General features: G+C 48.1%; 21 protein-coding genes and 1 pseudogene. 15 read left to right on the top strand and 7 right to left on the bottom strand.

Features of this window, described 5'->3' with window-relative positions:
• Nucleotides 1–85 precede the first annotated feature (85 nt).
• The 5 genes from ACFVVF_RS08360 to ACFVVF_RS08340 are packed head-to-tail and all read left to right on the top strand — an operon-like array spanning nt 86 to nt 6,324.
• Nucleotides 86–1,015, top strand: coding sequence for a carbohydrate ABC transporter permease (locus ACFVVF_RS08360; RefSeq protein ID WP_387807077.1), 930 nt, complete (start codon nt 86–88; stop codon nt 1,013–1,015).
• A gap of 24 nt (nt 1,016–1,039) precedes the next feature.
• Nucleotides 1,040–1,885 (top strand): carbohydrate ABC transporter permease, encoded by an 846-nt coding sequence (locus ACFVVF_RS08355; protein WP_387807075.1) that lies wholly within the window; start codon nt 1,040–1,042, stop codon nt 1,883–1,885.
• A 25-nt stretch (nt 1,886–1,910) separates the two neighbouring features.
• Entirely contained in the window at nt 1,911–4,073 is a 2,163-nt protein-coding gene (locus ACFVVF_RS08350; protein WP_387807073.1) for an ADP-ribosylglycohydrolase family protein, read from the top strand.
• A 2-nt stretch (nt 4,074–4,075) separates the two neighbouring features.
• Nucleotides 4,076–5,020, top strand: coding sequence for a ribokinase (rbsK, locus tag ACFVVF_RS08345; protein ID WP_387807072.1), 945 nt, complete (start codon nt 4,076–4,078; stop codon nt 5,018–5,020).
• Nucleotides 5,017–6,324 carry a choice-of-anchor Q domain-containing protein gene (locus ACFVVF_RS08340; RefSeq protein WP_387807070.1) on the top strand — a complete coding sequence of 436 codons (1,308 nt, stop codon included), beginning with the start codon at nt 5,017–5,019 and terminating at the stop codon, nt 6,322–6,324. The genes rbsK and ACFVVF_RS08340 overlap by 4 nt, the downstream gene beginning before the upstream one ends.
• 63 nt (nt 6,325–6,387) lie before the next feature.
• On the opposite strand, the gene ACFVVF_RS08335 is transcribed toward ACFVVF_RS08340, so the two are convergent.
• From ACFVVF_RS08335 to ACFVVF_RS08325, 3 genes are all read right to left on the bottom strand, one after another.
• Nucleotides 6,388–7,029 carry a ThuA domain-containing protein gene (locus ACFVVF_RS08335; RefSeq protein ID WP_387807068.1) on the bottom strand — a complete coding sequence of 214 codons (642 nt, stop codon included), beginning with the start codon at nt 7,027–7,029 and terminating at the stop codon, nt 6,388–6,390.
• 46 nt (nt 7,030–7,075) lie between these two features.
• On the bottom strand, nt 7,076–7,417 hold the full coding sequence (locus ACFVVF_RS08330) for an ArsR/SmtB family transcription factor (RefSeq protein WP_387807066.1): 342 nt from the start codon (nt 7,415–7,417) through the stop codon (nt 7,076–7,078).
• 172 nt (nt 7,418–7,589) lie between these two features.
• Nucleotides 7,590–8,468, bottom strand: coding sequence for a LysR family transcriptional regulator (locus ACFVVF_RS08325; RefSeq protein WP_387807064.1), 879 nt, complete (start codon nt 8,466–8,468; stop codon nt 7,590–7,592).
• 112 nt (nt 8,469–8,580) lie between these two features.
• Between ACFVVF_RS08325 and ACFVVF_RS08320 the strand changes: the two are divergent.
• The 7 genes and pseudogenes from ACFVVF_RS08320 to ACFVVF_RS08290 form a co-directional block, all read left to right on the top strand.
• Nucleotides 8,581–8,928, top strand: a pseudogene (locus tag ACFVVF_RS08320) (tautomerase family protein); the annotation flags it as partial.
• Nucleotides 8,929–9,060: 132 nt separating this feature from the next.
• Nucleotides 9,061–9,369 (top strand): carboxymuconolactone decarboxylase family protein, encoded by a 309-nt coding sequence (locus ACFVVF_RS08315; RefSeq protein WP_387808933.1) that lies wholly within the window; start codon nt 9,061–9,063, stop codon nt 9,367–9,369.
• Between the two features lie 123 nt (nt 9,370–9,492).
• Complete coding sequence (locus tag ACFVVF_RS08310; RefSeq protein ID WP_387808930.1) at nt 9,493–10,914, top strand: MDR family MFS transporter; 1,422 nt, start codon at nt 9,493–9,495, stop codon at nt 10,912–10,914.
• A 188-nt stretch (nt 10,915–11,102) separates the two neighbouring features.
• A complete protein-coding gene (locus ACFVVF_RS08305; protein ID WP_387807063.1) occupies nt 11,103–11,342 on the top strand; it encodes a spore coat associated protein CotJA in 240 nt (79 codons plus the stop codon).
• An 11-nt stretch (nt 11,343–11,353) separates the two neighbouring features.
• On the top strand, nt 11,354–11,605 hold the full coding sequence (locus tag ACFVVF_RS08300; protein WP_387807062.1) for a spore coat protein CotJB: 252 nt from the start codon (nt 11,354–11,356) through the stop codon (nt 11,603–11,605).
• 49 nt (nt 11,606–11,654) lie between these two features.
• Nucleotides 11,655–12,224, top strand: a complete 570-nt coding sequence (locus tag ACFVVF_RS08295; protein WP_387807060.1) for a manganese catalase family protein — start codon at nt 11,655–11,657, stop codon at nt 12,222–12,224.
• Nucleotides 12,225–12,389: 165 nt separating this feature from the next.
• Nucleotides 12,390–13,187, top strand: a complete 798-nt coding sequence (locus tag ACFVVF_RS08290; protein WP_387807058.1) for a hypothetical protein — start codon at nt 12,390–12,392, stop codon at nt 13,185–13,187.
• Nucleotides 13,188–13,902: 715 nt separating this feature from the next.
• Here ACFVVF_RS08290 and ACFVVF_RS08285 read toward each other — a convergent pair.
• Both ACFVVF_RS08285 and ACFVVF_RS08280 read right to left on the bottom strand, forming a co-directional pair.
• Entirely contained in the window at nt 13,903–14,841 is a 939-nt protein-coding gene (locus ACFVVF_RS08285) for a phosphotransferase family protein (protein WP_387807056.1), read from the bottom strand.
• A gap of 1 nt (nt 14,842) precedes the next feature.
• The gene (locus ACFVVF_RS08280; RefSeq protein WP_387807054.1) at nt 14,843–15,421 is read right to left on the bottom strand and encodes an NUDIX hydrolase; all 579 of its coding nucleotides are present in this window, start codon (nt 15,419–15,421) and stop codon (nt 14,843–14,845) included.
• Between the two features lie 182 nt (nt 15,422–15,603).
• Between ACFVVF_RS08280 and ACFVVF_RS08275 the strand changes: the two genes are divergently transcribed.
• Entirely contained in the window at nt 15,604–16,497 is an 894-nt protein-coding gene (locus tag ACFVVF_RS08275) for a DMT family transporter (protein WP_387807053.1), read from the top strand.
• Between the two features lie 45 nt (nt 16,498–16,542).
• Here the strand turns inward: ACFVVF_RS08275 and ACFVVF_RS08270 are convergent, their stop codons facing one another.
• Nucleotides 16,543–17,436 carry a DUF4358 domain-containing protein gene (locus ACFVVF_RS08270; RefSeq protein WP_387807051.1) on the bottom strand — a complete coding sequence of 298 codons (894 nt, stop codon included), beginning with the start codon at nt 17,434–17,436 and terminating at the stop codon, nt 16,543–16,545.
• Between the two features lie 120 nt (nt 17,437–17,556).
• Here ACFVVF_RS08270 and ACFVVF_RS08265 point away from each other — a divergent pair, with 120 nt between their 5' ends.
• Nucleotides 17,557–17,778, top strand: coding sequence for a hypothetical protein (locus tag ACFVVF_RS08265; RefSeq protein WP_387807049.1), 222 nt, complete (start codon nt 17,557–17,559; stop codon nt 17,776–17,778).
• 19 nt (nt 17,779–17,797) lie between these two features.
• Here ACFVVF_RS08265 and ACFVVF_RS08260 read toward each other — a convergent pair whose 3' ends face one another.
• Complete coding sequence (locus tag ACFVVF_RS08260) at nt 17,798–18,724, bottom strand: helix-turn-helix domain-containing protein (RefSeq protein WP_387807048.1); 927 nt, start codon at nt 18,722–18,724, stop codon at nt 17,798–17,800.
• A gap of 151 nt (nt 18,725–18,875) precedes the next feature.
• Here ACFVVF_RS08260 and ACFVVF_RS08255 point away from each other — a divergent pair, with 151 nt between their 5' ends.
• Nucleotides 18,876–19,607, top strand: coding sequence for a ThuA domain-containing protein (locus ACFVVF_RS08255; protein WP_387807046.1), 732 nt, complete (start codon nt 18,876–18,878; stop codon nt 19,605–19,607).
• The last annotated feature ends 200 nt before the right edge of the window (nt 19,608–19,807 follow it).

Here is a 19,807-nt window from a genome sequence, read left to right as displayed (position 1 = left end):
TTACGCTTGCGGGCAGGGGGCCTGTGAAGGTCTTCCTCTCTGCAGCGTTTAACCGGGATACGGATCATAAGGTTCAAACATTGGGGTGACAAAATTGGATAATACGAAGCCTAACGAATTAAAGACGATCAAAGCGCCATCCCGAGCGAAGCAGGATACGAAGGCGGCGTATGCGATGCTGCTACCAACCTTTTTGCTATTAAGTCTCTTCGCGGTATTGCCGCTTGGCATGTCTGTCTACAAAAGCTTTACCGATTTTAGCTTTTATAAAACGCCGGAGTTCACCGGTTTTCACAATTATCGCATCGTGCTGGCAGATCCTTTTTTCCGTAAATCAGTGCTGGTCGTGTTCAAGCTTGTATTTCTAATCGTACCGCTGCAATTTGCAGCAGCCTTTCTATTCGCCAATTTGATAAAAGGAATGAGCAAGAAGGTCAGCGCATTCGTCAAAACAACGATATATATACCACTAGTCATTAGCGGAATCGTCGTCGGCGCAATCTTCTCGTTCATCTATGACTACCAAGGCGGCATTCTCAATTCACTGCTTCAGTTTCTTGGCCTAGAGGGGCAGGCATGGACCGCTGATCCCAGCTTTGCCTTGTACAGTGTTGCTGCACCTGCGATCTGGCAAAGTTTCGGTTATGTCACTCTGATGATGCTGGCAGGTCTGCTGGACATTCCGAATGATTATTATGAAGCGGCCAAAATGGACGGCGCATCAGCGTTCCGCAGAATGCTGCATATTACGATTCCCAATATGAAAAACATTTTTATTTTCATTCTAATATCGGGGGTAACGGGAAGTCTTTCGTTGTTTGAAATCGTTCTTATGATTACAAATGGAGGTCCGGGTGCGGATACGCTAACGCCTTTCTTGCATTTGTTCAATCATTTCAACAATGATCCTACTATGGGTTATACAGTGGCGGGTGCAATATTAATGGCGTTGATACTTGGCGCTTTCTCAGCTGTTGTCTTCCGGCTTGTACAGTCGGATAAAGCCATAGACTAGATAGATTGGAGCAGAGTGAATGCCATGAATAATGAGAAAATAGCCCGGAGCTTTATGAACCTGATCGGCATCCTCGTCGCGCTATTCGCCATTTTTCCATTAATTTGGATGGTTATTTCGGGATTCAAGAAGCAAGAGGAGGTTCTTGCTTTTCCTTTAAAGTTTTTTCCTGAGCAATGGAATGTTAAAAATTATCGTGAAATATTAACGGATTCCACCTCTTTTTTTCCGGATGGAGCGTCCTTTACCCATTCCATGCTGGTTACATTTGCAGTTGCTGCTTTTTCTGTTGTATGCAGCTTGCTGCTGAATTCGATGGCTGCTTATGTGTTCGCCAGACTTGATTTTCCTTTGAAAAGATTTCTATGGGTCTACTACATGATGACGATGTTCGTTCCAGGTATTGCCGTCTATATTACCAGCTTTATGGTCGTGGATATGCTGCAAATGACGAATACGTTCTGGGTATTAACACTGCCAGGAATTGCGTACGTATGGAGCGTCTTTTTTATCCGGCAATTTTATTTGAATATTCCTGTGGCACTGGAGGAAGCGGCTCTACTTGACGGAGCGTCGAGATTCCGCATCTATCTTTCCATTTTTCTGCCGCTGTCGATTCCGCCATTTGTCATTATGGGTATAAATGTGTTTCTCGGGTTCTGGTCCTCGTTCCTCTGGCCGGTTATGACAATATCAGACCCGTCTTTCTATCAAATCAATCAATTGATTATGTTTTTTAAATCGCAACGGAATACAGAATGGCATTACATTATGGCCGCAGCTTCGATCGCTTCTATACCGCCGATCGGCCTGATGCTTATTTTCCAAAAATATATTATGCAGGGTATCAAACTTTCAGGAATTAAATAAATAGAGGATGACAGGAGAGAGAAACATGGAGAACACTTCCGTCTTGAACATGAGAAAAAGCGTAATTAAGAAAGATTATATAGAGCGCACCTATGCCGGTTGGCTAGGCAAAGTAATCGGCGTCCGTCATGGAGCCAATGTAGAAAATTGGAGCTATGAAAAACTGAAAAGAGCTTTCGGAGAAATGACGGGTTATGTGCATAGCTTTCGGAATTTTGCCGCTGATGACGATACAAATGGACCGCTATTTTTCCTCCGGGCACTGGAAGACTACACGTACACAAGGGAGCTGTCTGCTAAAGAAATCGGCTTAACCTGGCTCAATTATGCGCCGGATGGTCATGGCTTTTATTGGTGGGGCGGTTATGGCATCTCAACAGAGCATACTGCCTATGAAAATATGAAACACGGTATTATGGCGCCGGATTCAGGATCGGCCAAGCAGAACGGGATCGCCGTTGCAGAGCAAATCGGCGGGCAGATTTTCATCGACGTCTGGGGCATGATCGTTCCTGGTAATCCGGAACTGGCCGCAGAGTATGCCGCTAAGGCAGCAAGCGTCTCTCATGACGGCGAGGGGATATACGGCGGTATGTTCATCGCGGCGGCGGTCTCTGCTGCATACACAGCAACTACGATCGATGAAATCATCGACGCCGGTCTGTCTGTTCTGCCGGAGGATTGCGAATACCGGAGAATGACGGCTGCTGTTCGAGCGTTCCATAAGAACAATAACGCCAATTGGCATGACGGTTTTGCTTTTGTGAAATCCCACTTCGGTTACGATAAATATCCCGGTCACTGCCACATCATTCCGAATTCGGCGGTCATTATTCTTTCTTTATTGTATGGTAATGGCGATTTCTCTCGCACGCTCAATATTTGTAATATGTGCGGCTGGGATACCGACTGCAATGCGGGGAATGTTGGGGCCATTATGGGAGTATGGGCCGGTCTGAGCGAGATTGGCGAGGAGTGGAGAAAACCGATTAACGACTTTCTTTGCTGCTCAAGTGTAATCGGTACGTTGAATATACTTGATTTGCCTTGGTGTGCTGCGTATATTTCCCGCTTTGGCTATTTAATTGCAGGAGAAGAAATGCCTTCGGAGTGGAAGGCGATTTTAATGGGGAATGGAGCGAAATTTCACTTCGAATATCCAGGTTCTACGCATGCAATGAGAACGGCCACTACTGACGAAACTCATGTCACTGCATCGATTGAAAATTCGGATGAGCAAGCAGCTTCCGGCCTTAGATCGCTGAAAGTCGTGTTCGACAAAGTGCAAGGCGGGCATGCCTACAGGCTGTACCATCAAACGTATTACCGGCCGCATGATTTTAACGATAGCCGATACGATCCCAGCTTCTCTCCAATTCTGTATCCTGGACAGCGTATTCGGGCTAAGGTGTTAAATCCGCAGGATGCAGCGATTTCCGTAAAAGCTTCGTTGTATGTGATGGATGGCAATGATAATAAGCGGTATTACGGGGAGCCAGTAGTGCTGGAGCCAGGTGCTTGGCATGAGCTTAGTTATGACATTCCATTCTTATCCAGTGCATGTCTGGAAGAAGCGGGTATTGAATTTGTTCCGCTGGACGGCTGGATGTCGATGCTGGTCGCTTATGTCGATGATTTCTCTTTTGATGGGAAGCCCAACTACGCGATCGACTTTGCAAAAGAACGTCTGGAGGTTTGGAACAGCCTGCATACGGAGATTAGTCAGTTTACCTATTTAAGAGGGCTGTGGACACTGGAGGAGGGGCAGCTTAGCGGCAGCTATTCAGCAGGTTCTGCAGAATGCTACACCGGAGATTTGAGCTGGACGGATTACCGGTTTGAAACAGAAATCATTCCCAAACTGGGCGAGGGACATTATATGCTGTTCCGGGTTCAAGGCGGTATTCGTTCCTATGCTGCAGGCCTTGGATCAAACGGCAAGCTTCAATTGCTTAAAAATGACAACGGCTACACCATTTTATGCGAAACCGATCTGCCTTGGAAAGCAGAAGAAGGCTGCCGAATTAGCGTGACCGTCATTGGAAACCAGATTGTAATCGAGCATAAGGGGGCCGAAGTAATCAGGTATGAGGATGATGACCGTCCATACTTAAGCGGTCAAGTCGGATTCGCCACAATGAACGGAAGCCATACCCATTATAACGGCTTTTCGATAAAAGGAGTATAACGATGATGCGGGGTACAATCTTGGTTGCAGGCAGCATCAATATGGATATCGTAAACGGTGTTCAGGCTTTTCCGGCTCCCGGGGAAACGATTACCGGCTTGGGTACAGCCTATCATCCAGGCGGAAAAGGAGCCAATCAAGCGGTAGCCGCTGCCCGTTCAGGTTGTCCGGTCGTCATGCTTGGTGCTGTTGGCACAGATCTATTTGGCAAATCTCTGCTAGCGAGCCTTAGTGAAGAGGGAATCAAGACGGAAGAGGTGATAATCAAGGCAGGCAGTTCAGGCATGGCTTTCATTACAGTCAATAGTTCGGGAGAAAATACGATCGTGCTTTCGCCCGGAAGCAATGGTCTGCTTGTTGAGCAGGACATTCCGGAAGACAGACTGAATCAGGCGGGAATGCTCCTGCTGCAGAACGAGATTCCTTGGCCAACTAATCTTTATCTCATGGAGCAGGCGGGTAAAAGAGGAATTCCAGTTCTGTATAATGCAGCTCCTGCGCATAAGCTGACAGCCGTTGTCCTGCCTTTGATCGATACGCTTATTATGAATGAAACGGAGGCAGAATCCGTAACAGGAGAGCCGGTTGCCAATGTCAATGAAGCGTCGCATGCTGCTTCGCTGCTGGTTAGTCAAGGCGTGCGCCATGTGGTTATAACATTAGGCAACAAGGGTTGTTTCTATATGGATGATGAAGGTATTGCTGTTCATCAGCCGGCATTCGAAGTCGAAGCATTGGATACGACGGCTGCAGGCGACACCTTTATTGGCGCCTACGCGTCAGCCCTGCATAAGGCGAAAAACCGTTTAAGTGCGCTGCTGTATGCTTCAGCAGCATCTGCAATAGCAGTCACACGCAGGGGAGCGCAAAGCTCGGTTCCGGATGAACAGGAGATTGAATTGTTCTTATTGCAGCGTATTAACGGACAAGGAGGGATGTCTGTATGAAATTAGGAGTCACTTTAGTGGCAGCCTGCGTGCTAACAGTTGCTGTCCTTTTCCTGCTTGGCGGGAAAATGCAAACCGGGTCGAGCTATTACGTTGACAGTAATGATTCTGCTGCGAGCGATGAAGGTGCTGGTTCGAAGGAGCGGCCTTGGAAATCGCTTGAAGCGATAAACAGCCGAAGCTTTGCCCCGGGCGATACGATTCATTTCGCTGCCAATTCTGTCTACACAGGAACGGTTACGATATCCTCGTCGGGGAATCCAGGCAAGCCAATTGTATTAACCCGGTATAAAGACGGGAACAAGCCCTCCTTTTCTAATTCAGGCGGCTTGCACGCGCTGGTCCTAACAGGCAGCTACGTGCGCATCGATGGTTTGGAATTTCGCGATACGGCAGTAATTGAGCATTGGAACGCTAGCAGCTATATGGAGAGCGGAGCAGTATTGATTCAGCAGGAGGCTGATCATGTTACGGTGACAAATAGCGAGTTCAGCGGTGTAGGGGTTGGTGTCAAAACCTATGGGCTGCATACGAAGATTACAGGGAATCACTTTCATGATCTCGTGATCGCCTATTCGGATCAAGAGCAGTCCTATGGAGCGATTGGTGTGAGTCTAAACCATTCCAACGCTGAGGTCTCCTATAATCATTTCGTCAACTGCCGATCTACGGACAGCCCTTATGGAGCAGATGGCGGAGCAATCGAAATCGAAGGCTATATAAACGATAAGTCGAATATTGCCATTCATCACAATGTTTCGTCTGGCTCGCAAGGCTTTATCGAGGTGACGGAGACGCGTGCCAGTCAAGTGGCAGTGTATCAGAATGTTAGCGATGATTACCAGCAATTTATCGCTTTTGATACGACGGTGACACCATCTGACTTTTCAGTGGAGCATAATACGGTGGTCCGTACGAAAACCTCTAATGTGACAGCGCTCTTTACGGTGCTATTTTACCGGGAGGAGGGGCCGGAACCGGAAGACAGCTGGCTTAATATACGGAACAATATTTTCTATACCCCTGCAGCTAAAGTATTGAACGGGTCCTATTCTTATAAGTCTTATAATTATCCTCATAGTTTTAATTTGTTTTTTGACGGTACCGGAGATCCAGTGGGCTATCCGCTTGGTCAAGGAGATTTAGTTGGAGACCCTCAATTCAGGAGCCTGGAAGGCGGCGATTTCCGCTTGGGAGCTGGAAGTCCAGCAATAAATGCGGGAACATCGCTTGGCTATAAAAGGGATATCGAAGGAAAGCGTATTAAAGGCAAGCCCGACATGGGAGCCTACGAATACAGGTAAGTCGATTCACTTATAAAAAAGTGCTTAAAGGCGACAACTGCCTTTAAGCACTTTTTCCTGCTTCTAGCGGCTTCCCGCCGCCCACCTCGCGCTGTTTCTAATTAATTGGCGATAAGCTTCCGGCTTGAAGCTTGGCTCACAATGGCCCGGCTGCAAATATACGACTCTGCCAAGCCCGTAACGGTGCTCCCATGCTGCAGGATAACGCTTGCCTTCATACTCGTATTCCAGAAAGACGTTGCGCGGAGCAAAGGAGTCGAATTCGAACATGTAAGGCTCTTCATCAACAGAAAAATCCGGCACATCTTGCAGCAGCAGATGTCCTGGTGCCGACCCGAAGTAATGAAGCGTCTGGTATTCGGGGTGCGTAGTGAACTTGCCTCCGATAAGCTGTGCAAGCTCATAGCTGTTCTGCAGCGAGATTCCGTTGTGGATGACGAGCAGACCGCCGCCTCCGGCCACGTAGCGGACAAGCCCTGCTGCTTGCTCTTGCTCAATGCTGCGGCTCCAGCAGTCCGCATAGGACACAACGGCATCTACCGCTGTGGAAGACAAGTCCGATAACGCATTGTAATCCTCAGTAACAGTAAGCTGAAAAGCTTCGCCAAGCAGCTCAGCAAGCTGCTGCCGTGCAGGCTCCAGCGGATGCCATTCAGCTTTCTCATTGTCGCCAAGCAGCAATAGTTTTCGTGTAACCGTACTCATTTTTTGTAACCTTCCTCTCCATACCTGCTAAATTAGAAACGGCCTGTTAAGGCCCATCCTCTGGCGGTTGTTGTTTTTGCTGCTGCAGCTTCTGCAAATAATCATCGAGCCGATCGAAACGATCTTCCCAAACTTTGCGGAAGGAGGACAGCCAATCATTCATTTCCTCAAAAGAATGGGAACGCAGCTTGTATATCCGCCGATTGGCAACCGGTTGAACTTCTACGAGCCCGACATCGCTCAGCACGCGCAGATGCTTGGAAACTTGAGGCTGGTTAAGGCCAAGGCGGTCGGCGATTTCTCCGACGGTTAACGGTCCGTCACGCAGAAGTTCGACGATATGCAGCCGGTTAGGCTCGGAAAGAGCATTGAACGTAGTCGAATTCATAACGTGATCCTACTCCATACTGAATAATTTAAGGGTAATCTGTATTGAATATATGTTATTTGGAATATTCCTGTCAAGGAATATTTAGGTAAAAATAACGGTATTACCGGTATTTGGCTGCAGTCAAGAGAACCAAACAGCTCCGGCATAGGTAATTGCGATTAGGAAAAAGCTAAGCTTGAAATCCGATCTGCTCCTTGATGAGCTCAATGACGCTGCGCTTTGTAGCGGATAAATAATTCGGCTCCCGCCTATGCAGAAGGCCGATCGAAATGTGCGGCTCTCTCATTAAGACATCCAGCTTCGTTACTCCGCTTGGCAGGGGCAAGGAGGCGAGAGTGGCACCAATCCGGCTGGAGCCTTGGACAAAAGAAGGAAGGAGCGACAATTGCGTGACGGTATGAGTCAGGGGGCGAGATGGCAGAAGGGAAAATTCTTCATCCAGCCGGATATGGTACAGACAGTTGTCTCCGCCAGCAATCAGCGGGTATGGCAGCAAATCCGAGAGGGAAAGCGATGTCCGGCTGGCTAGCGGATGCGTGTCATCTGCAATGAACGAAAGCCCCTCGGCATATAGTGGCTCGAAGTGAAGTCCATTTCTAAGCGGATGATCCCCGCAAATGGCAAAATCCAGCTTGCCGCTCCTTATATCTTGCAGCAAAGCATCCGTATTGGCTACCGTTACACTCCAATTGAAAGCAGGCTTTCTCTCGGCCAGTCGTCTCAATATGCCAGGAAGCAATGCGGCTGCCGCGGGTTCAACGGCCCCGATGGCGATAATGCCGATTTCCTCCTTCTCCAGCGACTTAGCCAAATCCTCAGCATATTGCCAATGCCGGATAAGGGACTGAACCTCCTCGGCGTAGATCCGCCCTGCTGCCGTCAGTTCAGCTTCCCAGCCGCGCTGGAACAACGCGAAGCCAAGCTGCTTTTCCAAGCGTTGAATCTGATTCGTGATCGTCGATTGTGCGTAGTTCAGCTTAGCCGCCGCTTTGGAAAATGTGCCTTCTTCTACAATTGTCCGGAAAGCGATTAATTCTTTCAGATCCATGTGCATTGCCTCGCTTTATCTATAATATCGATTAAGATGTTTGTTTTAATCCATTATATAGATGAAGAATGTTGCTGTAAAATAAAGCTACTATAAAGAGGAGGGATACCACATGCCATTTGTACGCATCGACTATGTAGAGGGACAATATAAGGAGGCGGAATTGGCCGCCGTCAGCGGAATGATTCAGACTGCTTTAACCGATCAATTTCATTCGCCTGCAGATGATTGCTTTCAAGTGTTTCATAGCCATAAAACTTCGGAATTTATTTATAATACGCAATATTTGGGTGTGTTGAGATCGGACCGGCTGCTGTATATCCAAATCACTTGTGCACCGGGAAGAACGATTAAGCAGAAGCGCGGGTTATATAGGCAATTATCCGAGTCCATCGCAGCCGCCTGCGGTATTTCCATAGACGATGTATTTGCCATATTAACCGAGACGGAGCTGGACAATTGGACATTCGGCAAGGGATTAGCTCAGATGGCCGACGCCAAGCCAGACTGGATACCCGTGCCGGCGCAGCGGCAAGAGCGGGACAGTATAGAAACGGGGCAGAAGCGGGGAACATCTGCAAGGCATGAGACAATCGCGACTTCTGTTAACGAAGCTTATGGTCAGATCGCACCGGCTTTTGTGCAATATACGGAAAAGGTGCTGTTCGGTGATGTATGGCGCAGAGGCGAGCTGTCACTGCGGGAGAGAAGCCTGATTACAGTCGCTGCACTCACAGCTGGCGGGAATGTGACGCAGCTGGATTATCATTTTAAGCTGGCAAAGGAAAATGGCCTTTTTGAGGTGGAGCTTGCAGAGGTCATTACCCATCTGGCTTTTTATACAGGTTGGCCTCGAGCAGACTCTGCGCTTCAGGCATTAAAAACAGCGTTTGGACTATAATAATTACCTCAAAATGAGTCTGAAATAGTTTGAAACACCAATCCGGATATACTATAATTACCCATTATAGAGATAGGAGGAAATCATGTGAATTCTGCAAGTGCAGCAGCAGCTCCGTCATCTGTGGATTTGAGCAATGTGAAGAGATTGCCGATATTAATCTCGCTAATTATCGGTGCATTCTTTTCCATACTTAATGAGACGTTGTTGACGATCGCTTTTCCAGAGCTGGTTCATGAGCTTAATGTAACGGCTTCTACGCTTCAATGGCTGTCAACGGGTTATATGCTCGTGGTGGGCGTTCTCGTTCCGGCTTCGGCATTACTCGTGCAATGGTTTACGACTAGGCAAATGTTTTTGGGGGCCATGATTTTATTTACTTTAGGAACGCTCGTATGCAGCATCTCGCCGGGCTTCTCGCTGCTTTTGGTGGGACGTCTGCTCCAGGCGGGAGGTACCGGACTTATGCTTCCGGTTATGATGAATACGATCCTCGTGCTTTATCCGCCGGAGAAACGCGGAGCGGCGATGGGCAGTATCGGACTTGTCATTATGTTCGCACCTGCTATCGGACCTACGCTGTCGGGTCTCATTCTGGACTCGCTTAGCTGGCGCTGGCTGTTCTACCTTGTACTGCCTTTTGCAGTATTTTCGATCATTTTTGCTTTTGTTTATTTGAAAAATGTATCGACGCCAACAAAACCGAAGGTTGATATTCTTTCGATTATTTTGTCCACCATCGGCTTTGGCGGTATCGTCTACGGCTTCAGCAGCTCCGGTGAAGGCGGCGGCGGCTGGTCCAGCCCCGAGGTGTACGGAACGCTGGCTGCAGGTATCGTAGCGCTGCTCTTATTCGTATGGAGACAGCTTAGCGTCAAAGAACCGTTAATGGATTTGCGCGCTTTCCGTTTCCCGATGTTTACGCTAACGGCGATTCTTCTCATTATTATGATGATGACGCTGTTCTCGACGATGACGCTGCTGCCATTCCTGTTCCAGGGTGCGCTGCTGCTCAGCGTATTCGCATCTGGACTGATCATGCTGCCGGGCAGCCTGCTTAACGGTTTGATCTCTCCGCTGACAGGCAAGCTGTTCGACAAATTTGGTCCGCGAGCGCTCGTTATTCCAGGGACGATTTTCCTGACGATCGTCATGTTCTTCTTTACAAGAGTGACGGTCGAGACGACGAAGCCGACGTTTATTCTGCTTCATATCTGCATTATGATCGCGATTTCGATGATTATGATGCCGACACAGACGAACGGTCTGAACCAGCTGCCGAGCCGGTATTATCCGCATGGCACGGCTATTCTCAATACGCTTCAGCAAGTAGCTGGCGCAATTGGCGTCGCATTGTTCATCGGGATTATGTCCTCTGGACAAGAGAAATTTCTTCTAGATTCAGGAGATCCGACGAACAAAGCTTTATGGCCGCAGGCTATGGTGGCGGGCGTACACAACGCTTTCTTGGTCGGTTTTGGATTTGCGATTGTGGCTCTCGTGTTGTCCTTCTTTATTAAACGGACGAAGAGCCCGGAACAATAGGTCGTGTACGATTAGTTTATGGATGATTGAAAACAGCTTGACTCTTGAGGAGTCAGGCTGTTTTTTTGTTGCAGTTAAGGGCAGCAGCATGAGGGGCGCTACAGTTTGGCCGCCGTATTGGCGGTTCTTTTGGTCAAGCAGCGCCTCATATACTGCACGGAAGCGTATTACGAGAGGAGGCTTTGTTCGTGTCCCAGAACGAGCAGGTCCGGTACTATAAGCCTTTTGTGGGTCCGTTTGATCCTTGTCCGCCCATTTTGGTAAAAAGCTACAGTACGCCGCCACAGCTGTTTATTCCATTCCAACCGCCGAACTGGCCGCAGTTCAGCCCGCATGAAGCATTGCGATACGGCACGTTATGGCCGGCATTATTCAGCCCGTACGAGTCGAAGCACACGAAGAAAGTGGAAGGTGAGGGTGAAGCCTAGTGTCAAAAACGATGGACAGCGAATTTTACAAGCTGCTGCATGAACTGCAGGCCATCGATTTCGTATTGGTGGAGTTGAATTTGTATCTGGACACACACCCGAATGATGTGAATGCTATTCAGCAGTACAACCATTGCGCCCAAGTGAGGCAGCAAATCGCTTATCAATACGAGACACGTTATGGTCCGCTGAAAAACTTCGGGCAGAGCTATTCGGGTGCGCCTTTTCAATGGGTGGACACTCCATGGCCATGGCAGGTGTAGCCTGCCGCTATTCGCTTGTGAGCTTGCAACAGTGAGGAGGATAACGGAAATGTGGGTTTACGAGAAGAAGCTGCAGTACCCGGTCCGCGTCAGCAAATGCGACCCTTTAATGGCCAAATTTCTGTTGGAGCAATATGGCGGGGCGGATGGTGAGCTGGCTGCGGCTTTGCGATATTTGAACCAGCGTTATACGATTCCGGATAAAGTAATTGGATTGTTAACCGACATAGGCACGGAAGAATTCGCCCACCTTGAGATGATTGCGACTATGGTCTATAAGCTGACCAAGGATGCAACACCGGAGCAGATGAGAGCGGTGGGGCTGGGCGATACGTACGTATCCCATGATAATGCGCTGTTCTACCAAAATGCCGCAGGCGTTCCATGGACGGCTGCCTATATTCAAGCGAAGGGTGATCCAATCGCAGATTTGTATGAGGATATCGCGGCTGAAGAGAAGGCGAGGGCGACTTATCAGTGGCTGATCGATATGACGGATGATGTCGATCTGCAGGATGGCTTGAAATATTTACGGGAGCGTGAAATCGTTCACTCCTTGCGGTTCCGTGAAGCGGTGGAAATATTGAAGGAGAAACGTGATGAGAAATTCTACTATTAGGTGCGAACCTCTCTGCAGTGATTGGCTGCTGGGAGGTTTTTTTATTTTCCAGCCTATGTTATCAGTACCGTTTAAGGTGTTCGTGGACGGCTGCAAGCAGGATAAGCAACTAAACCTATAATTGGCACGTCTGTATAGAAAAGGGGGTGTAGCATGAGATATCGATTGTTTTTATTGCTGATCATTTTATTACTGATATTTGCAGCCGGCTGCGGCAAAACGTCAAATCATTCCAACGAGGACAATTCTGATCACGTAACCCAAGCTCCATCAGTGACAGAGTCTCCGCCTTTTGCTTTTGAACGAGATCATGTCACCAAAGCTATTATCTACATGAATGCATCTGAGCGAATCATTGCGGAACTTACAGACTCTGATAGCTTAAATAGGCTGGGCAAGCTGCTAGATCATGCTCGTGTAATCTCTGGGGCAGCACCAGACGACCTTTTATACACAATTGTGTTGGAGTCAGGAGATGAGGTTTCGCGAGCATTGGATGTGACCGGAAACGGAAGTGTATTTACCGATCAGACGACGAAAAGCTCGTATGAATTAGACAAAAAAGGCTTCGAGAAATTTGTCGCGGAGCTGAAGGCCATAACAGCCAGCAATTTCGAGCCCAAGATTGATTTTGACTTCCCGCCGGGAGCTGACAGTGATGAAGAAGCTGTTATTGCGTTAGTGAAGAAGACCATGGAAGCCATGGTTAACAAGAATATGGACGAGTTCCATGCCAATCTGGAACATCCTGATCAGGATTACTTGGATTTTCTGATTGATACCTACCGGCTGTACCGGTTTACTGAGCTGGAGCTGATTGAGCCCTTCGATGCGTCCAATGGGCGTAAAAACATCCGAATCCGTTTCGAATATGAGGAGGACGGTGCGATTGGAAATTCAGGCTACATATTTACTTCGCGTAAAAATAAGGAAGGTAACTGGAAGATTGAAAATATTGATTAACAACCTGGAGCTGCTGGGAGTCTGAATACGAAGGTGATGTATTGAGAAAGAAATGGTGGTTTAGATTTATCATTCTTATTCTGATGATGGTTGTAATTATGATTGTCTTTGGGATTTGGTTTTTCGGTCAGTACATCTTACCAACCCCACTTGATTGGGATTGAACGCCAGGATGGCTAGAACTCGTGGGAGCGAGATAATAGACTATAAGCCTCTCGTAGGGCATTAACCTTACAATCGTTAAGTCTTTTGTTGCGTTTGCATGGATTTTAATATGGATAAGACCCTGAAAGGGTCTTATCTGACTCCTAGCACCAAATTTGCCCAGCAATAAGACCCTCGCAGGGTCTTATTGCTGGGCAAAGTGAGGGTCAGCCCTCATGTATGTACGCATTTCGTTAGCATAAGACCCTGAGAGGGTCTAATCTGACTGCCCGCACGATGTTTTCAGCATCATAAGACCCTCACAGGGTCTTATGATGCTGAAAAGTCGGGTTTGTCCCACGTATGCCCGCATTTCATTATGGATAAGACCCCCGCAGGGTCTTATTGCTGGGAAAAGTCGGGTCAGCCCTCGTATATGTACGCATTTCGTTAGCATAAGACCCTGAAAGGGTCTTGTCTGATCTCCCTCCATTACGCTCGTTTGTTAAGGGAGCTATATCATTAGCCAACATTGCTTAAACTTGTTTTCAACCTTTTGTATTGATCTAATCTACTCTCGCACACGATCCATCAAACTAATCACATAGCTGTCCAGCCGTTCTGCCATCAATTGAGGCGTTAATCCTTTCATGCCTAGAGCCGTCCAGCCTTCATACACTTCGGGGGTTGACCCGTCGGAAAAATCGGCCACCGTCACGAGATCCCAGTAGGGATGATAAATAAAAGAATCGCCTCGATAAGCTTGGTATGCATTCAAAAAATCATCCGCTGTCTGTACATCATACAATTGCACCAGATTGGCACGGCAATGGCCAACATCGATGCCTGCAGGTCCAAGGCAGCCGTTGACCCAGTCTACAACGCCGCTCACTTTTCCTTCATGCCATAGAACATTGGCCGGATGATAATCCCGGTGAATAAATTGCATTTCAGTGACTGGCGGGGGGCCGAGAACGATACGAGCGGCTTCTTGCCACTCTTGAGGATGCTTCGACCACAATGAAGTATCCAGCTTAGATGCATCACTGTAAGGGGCGAAGGTCCATGGGAATCCAGCCGAATCATTGCTGCTGCTGTTATGCATCTTTGCCAGCGTCTCAGCCAGTCCGTCCACCCAATGCTGCAGATTAGCCGGCTCTAGAACAACCTCGCCATCTAGTTTGGTCATCAGCAAAGCCGGCATACCGCAGCTGCTGCCTGTTTCGTCTAAAGCAATGACCTCTGGGATGGCGACGCCGCTTATCCGGGATGCCCGGCGAAGGCTTTCAGCTTCCCGGAACGTTAAGTCGGGCTGCTCCTGCAGCCATTCCTTATTATCAATTTGACGGAGCACGTAATCCCGCTGTTGCCCGTCTATCGACAGAGTCAGGCTGTGGACAGGCGAGGATACACCGCCGTAAAGTCTTTTGACCGCTAAAACTGTTGCTTCGGGATGGACGGCATCTATAGCCCACTGAAGTGCTTGTTCCGATAAGAGATGGGAAGACATGTTAAATCGCTCCTTTAACAGCAACGGATTGGCTGCGTTCCAGCTTAAAACGCTCCAAATAGCTCTGTCTCCGTTCCCCGTCATATTCGATAGCTGAATCAATCACTATTGAAATTTGCTCTACCATATCATCGTTGTCGAAAATGCTGTGATGGTTATAGCAGCGTTCGTCTTCAAGCAATTTCATTAGGCAGGTTGGCAGGTTCGAAGCTACGCCTAAATTGTCCGGATGCATGATCCAGGATATTTCCTTCCAGTCCAATATGCCTTCGTCCGTCTTGATCGGCGTCTCATAACGATAATCCTCAGGCAGCTCCGCAACATATACATAAATGCCGCCAAAATCGGTACCGCTTACCGAGGTCCACGTGATCATTCCTTTAAAAAGAAGACTGCGAAAGGCTTCAGCGGCGATTCCGGTTTCCTCGGCTATTTCTCGCTCCATAGAGGAGCGGGCAGTCTCCCCTTTATCCAGCTTTCCTCCGACTCCATTCCAGCGGCCCATCCAGGAGGAGCGCTCCCGATTAAGCAATAAAATCCGAGAGCCTTGGCGAATCAGGCCTAAATTGTATTTGAGCATGTTTTTCTCCCTATATATCTGTCTATATTTTCAAATCTTCTTATCTACAAAAATAGCATAGTTTGGCTTTCCTTCCTATAACCAAATCTTAAATTGCGCACTTTGCAAAAGAGGCGTATGATGGGAACCGGAGTAAATCGCTTTGCGCATTTCGTATTTCGCATCAGGAGGAAATATTCAACATGAGTAAGTTAACAAAGCTTCACACCGCAATGCTTATAGCCTTTTTAGTCATCGTATGGGGAATTAACTGGCCGCTCACTAAAGAAGCGCTTCAGGATATGCCTCCGATACTGTTTTCTGGGGTACGGACGCTAATCGGCGGTCTGCTGCTCCTGATGGTGGCTATTCCAAGATATAAACGGCTGCAATTGAGGAAAAACGGTTCGATTTATTTAATTTCTACATTGTTTAACGTCATTCTGTATTATGGCTTGCAAACGATAGGCATTCATTATTTGCCGGCAGGACTCTTTTCCGCCATCGTGTTCCTGCAGCCGGTGCTCGTCGGACTGTTCTCATGGCTTTGGCTTGGGGAGATGATGAACGGATTGAAAATTGCAGGCCTCATCCTCGGCTTTGCCGGTGTAGGCGTAATGAGTGCCGGCGGCTTAAGCGGACATTTGTCGATGACGGGTATCGTGCTTGCTCTTAGCTCGGGGCTCAGTTGGGCGCTTGGAACGGTCTTTGTGAAAAAGGTAAGCAGCCGGGTTGACTCGATCTGGCTCGTATCCATTCAGCTGACAGCGGGCGGATTGCTGATGACCGGAGCCGGCTCCTTCATCGAGAGCTGGTCGGACGTCAACTGGAGACCGCAATTTATTTTTAACCTGCTGTTCATCTCCGTGTTTGTCATTGCGATTGGCTGGATCGTCTTTTATAAGCTGATCAATTCCGGCGAGGCGAGCCGGATGTCGTCTTTTACGTTTTTAATTCCGCTCGTCGCGATTATGATCAGCACCTTGTTCTTTAATGAACCGTTTACGTTCTCGCTGCTTGGCGGCTTGGTATGTATCCTTGCCAGCATCTATTTGGTTAACCGAAAACCAGCAGCCAGACAAGCAATGCCGGGCTAGCTTTACAAAGAAAGGCGCCGACTCGAATCGGCGCCTTTCTTTTATTTATTTTTTCGCAAAAAAGCTTTGGAACGCTTCTTTGATCTTATCTTGTTCGAGCGATACGGAAAAAAGCACATAATCGCCGCTGCGAATAACTTGATAGTTTTTCGCCAGTTCATACTGATCCTGCAGGTAGTTCTCGAATGCTTTTTGGATCATTTCCGCTCGTTTATCGAAGCCGGCCGCAACTGCTTTATAATCGCTGTCCGATTTCAGCTTAACAATTGAAAATTCACTGGCTTGTATCATAATCATCGCCTGATAGAACTTGCCTTCTTCAAGCTGCTCACCGGCATCAATACCGTAGAATTCTTTGATTTGATCGCCTTCAATAGCGACAAGGGAGCCAAATTGTACTTCTTCTTTTATTTTCGCTGCGATATCGGCTGCCGTAATTTGATCTGCCGGCTTCTCCGAAGGTTTGGGGGAAGGTTTGGCAGACGGCTTCTCGGAAGGTTGAGCGGACGGCTTAACGGTCGGCTTGTCCGATGGCGCCAGCGACGGTGTAGCCGAAGGATTTGAAATTGGCGTTGGTGTCGGTTTTGGCGTAGCCGAGGGCTTATTAGAAGCTTGCGGCTGCTCCGATGCAACAGGTTTTTGAGTAGCTTTTGGTGTTGCTTCAGATTGTTCCGTTGGTTTAGAAGTTGGATCTGCTGTTGCTTCGGGCTCGGGAGTCGGGGCGGTAGCTGCCTCTGATTCCGCATTATTCGAAGGCTCACTGGTATGAGTGTTATCTGTTGAAGCGGGCGGTTCTGTCGTCTCGGGAGATGCCGTAATGGCCGGTGGAGTCGATTCTGTATTTTGGCTGTTGTTGCCGTTTACGCCGCCGCAACCGGAAGCGGTTACAGCGATGGATAGAGACAGAAGCGTCACACAGAAAGATTTGAATGATGCCATTGTTCAATTTCTCCTTTTATGCATTGTTATCTAATAGACGGTTTTGTCGAAATAAAGGTTTCACATAGGGCGATTATATAAAGGGCAATATAACGTATTCCAGTTATGGAGGCGGATCGGATGATGAATTTAGACGATAATGCGGGAGAGCTTTTGGCTGAGCTCAATGAGTTAATTCAGCACTGCATTTCCATCGAGCTTCGGATTCATAAAGCGGATGTGGACCGCATTGTGCAGGTGATGGAGAAGCATGGCTTCAAATACAAGGTATCATGGGCTTCCATGGAACTGACCGATTTTATCGTGATTGATTTTTGGAAAAGAGAGCTGCTGAAAAAATAACAGCTTAAGCACTTTTGGATTAAAAGCTTTGGAATGGCGTGCCCAGCCGTTCCTTGAATTGTCCAGGGGAGCAATCGTTATACCGCCGGAACATCGTGTAAAAATGTCCGATATTGGACATGCCGACGGCAGCGGCTATTTCAGCTATGCTTAAGTTTTTGGTCAACAGCAGCTGTTCGGCCCGTTTGATTCGCTTATAAGCGAGAAAGTCGGTAAAGGACATGCCGACGGCTAATTTGAATTGCTTAATAAAATAGGTATAGCTCATGTTGATTCGGCTGCAAAGCTCGGAAATAGCGATTTTCGCGCTCAAATGCTCATCCACATAATCGAGTATGGGCTGCATCCGCTGCAGCATCGGATTGTCGTTATAGTGAAGGCAAAGCTTATGGTCATGACGGATCAAAAGCATCAAAATTTGCTTGAACATAGAGGCAACAGCAAGATCATGGCCTGCATCTCCGCGCTCCATTTCATCATGGATTTCTTTAATGAGAGAGCCGATCCGTTTGCGGACCTCAGGATTTTCCCGGCATACATAGTTAAGCGAGCTAAGCGGCCGAAGGACTTCGGAAAACCGCTTCATGCTGTTCATCGTGCTCTGGTCCCAATAGTTTTGCAGATCGACTTGAAAGACGTAATGGCTGAGCTGAAGATCGGTCGGCATCGTTGTGTGCGGTTCGTTGGAGCCGAATATCGCAACATCGCCCGCATTGAGAATCAGCTTTTCATCGGGGCAAAACGCCGTTTGCTGGCCCTGAACGATATAGACGAATTCGATTTCTTTATGATAATGCCATTTGACGTAGTTTTTCTCCTGCCAATTCGTTTCAATCTGCCGCTGAAAAGCCTCCGGCGCACGTTCCTGCTCATCGATCCGCCAAATTCGCAGCGCCAGCAGCGGGTTCTGATAAATAACCTTCTCATATTGCAGCTCCTGGTACATAGCAGCTCCTCTCGACAAACCCTTTTGCTTTCATTATACAACAGAATACCGTAATAATAAGATGCAATCTGGAATTGGTCAGGCCGCCGCAATTGTTTAGAATGTTAACTATACGGAACATTTGATCATTCGTAGGAGGAATTGACGAGCAATGGCGAAACAGTTGAACGTAACGATATGGAATGAATTCCGGCATGAGAAAACAAATCCCGAAGTAACGGAAATTTACCCGAATGGCATCCACAAGGTAATTGGCGAAGGCATTACCGGCGATGTCAATATTACGTATGCAGTGCTTGACGACCCGGAGCATGGATTGACAGAAGAAGTGCTTAACAGCACTGATGTTCTGTTGTGGTGGGGACATATGGCGCATGGCGATGTACAAGATGAAATCGTGGAACGTGTGCATAACCGTGTCTTGCAAGGCATGGGGCTGATCGTACTGCATTCCGGCCATTTCTCGAAAATTTTCAAAAAGCTGATGGGCACGGGCTGCGACCTGAAATGGCGCGAAGCCGGCGAGAAGGAGCGTCTGTGGGTTGTGAACCCGGCGCATCCGATTGCCGCTGGCATCGGTGAATATATTGAGCTGGAGCAAGAGGAAATGTACGGCGAGCATTTCGACATCCCGCAACCGGATGAGCTGGTATTCATCAGCTGGTTCGAGGGCGGCGAAGTATTCCGCAGCGGCTGCTGCTATACGCGCGGCAACGGCAAGATTTTCTATTTCCGTCCAGGTCATGAGACGCACCCGACCTACTACAATACGGATGTACGCAAAGTCATCTCCAATGCAGTTCAGTGGGCGGCTCCGGTCGATCGCGAGTACCCGCGATACGGGCACGTTCCCGTATCGATCGAGCCGATTAAAGCGAAGTAATAGGATGTGTAGAACCCTGCGAGGTGAGCATTTGCTCTGCTCGCAGGGTTTTTTTACGAACTACCGAGCTAGAAAATCAGGAAACCAGGAAATGAACGAACCACGAACCACGAACCACGAACCACGAACCACGAACCACGAACCACGAACCACGAACCACGAACCACGAACCACGAACCACGAACCACGAACCACGAACC

It is taken from the genome of Paenibacillus sp. NPDC058174 (genome assembly GCF_042883865.1).
Taxonomy (GTDB): Bacteria; Bacillota; Bacilli; order Paenibacillales; family Paenibacillaceae; genus Pristimantibacillus.
The sequence above is the reverse complement of the archived record's forward strand: the minus strand, read 5'-3'. Positions and strand labels throughout refer to the sequence as shown.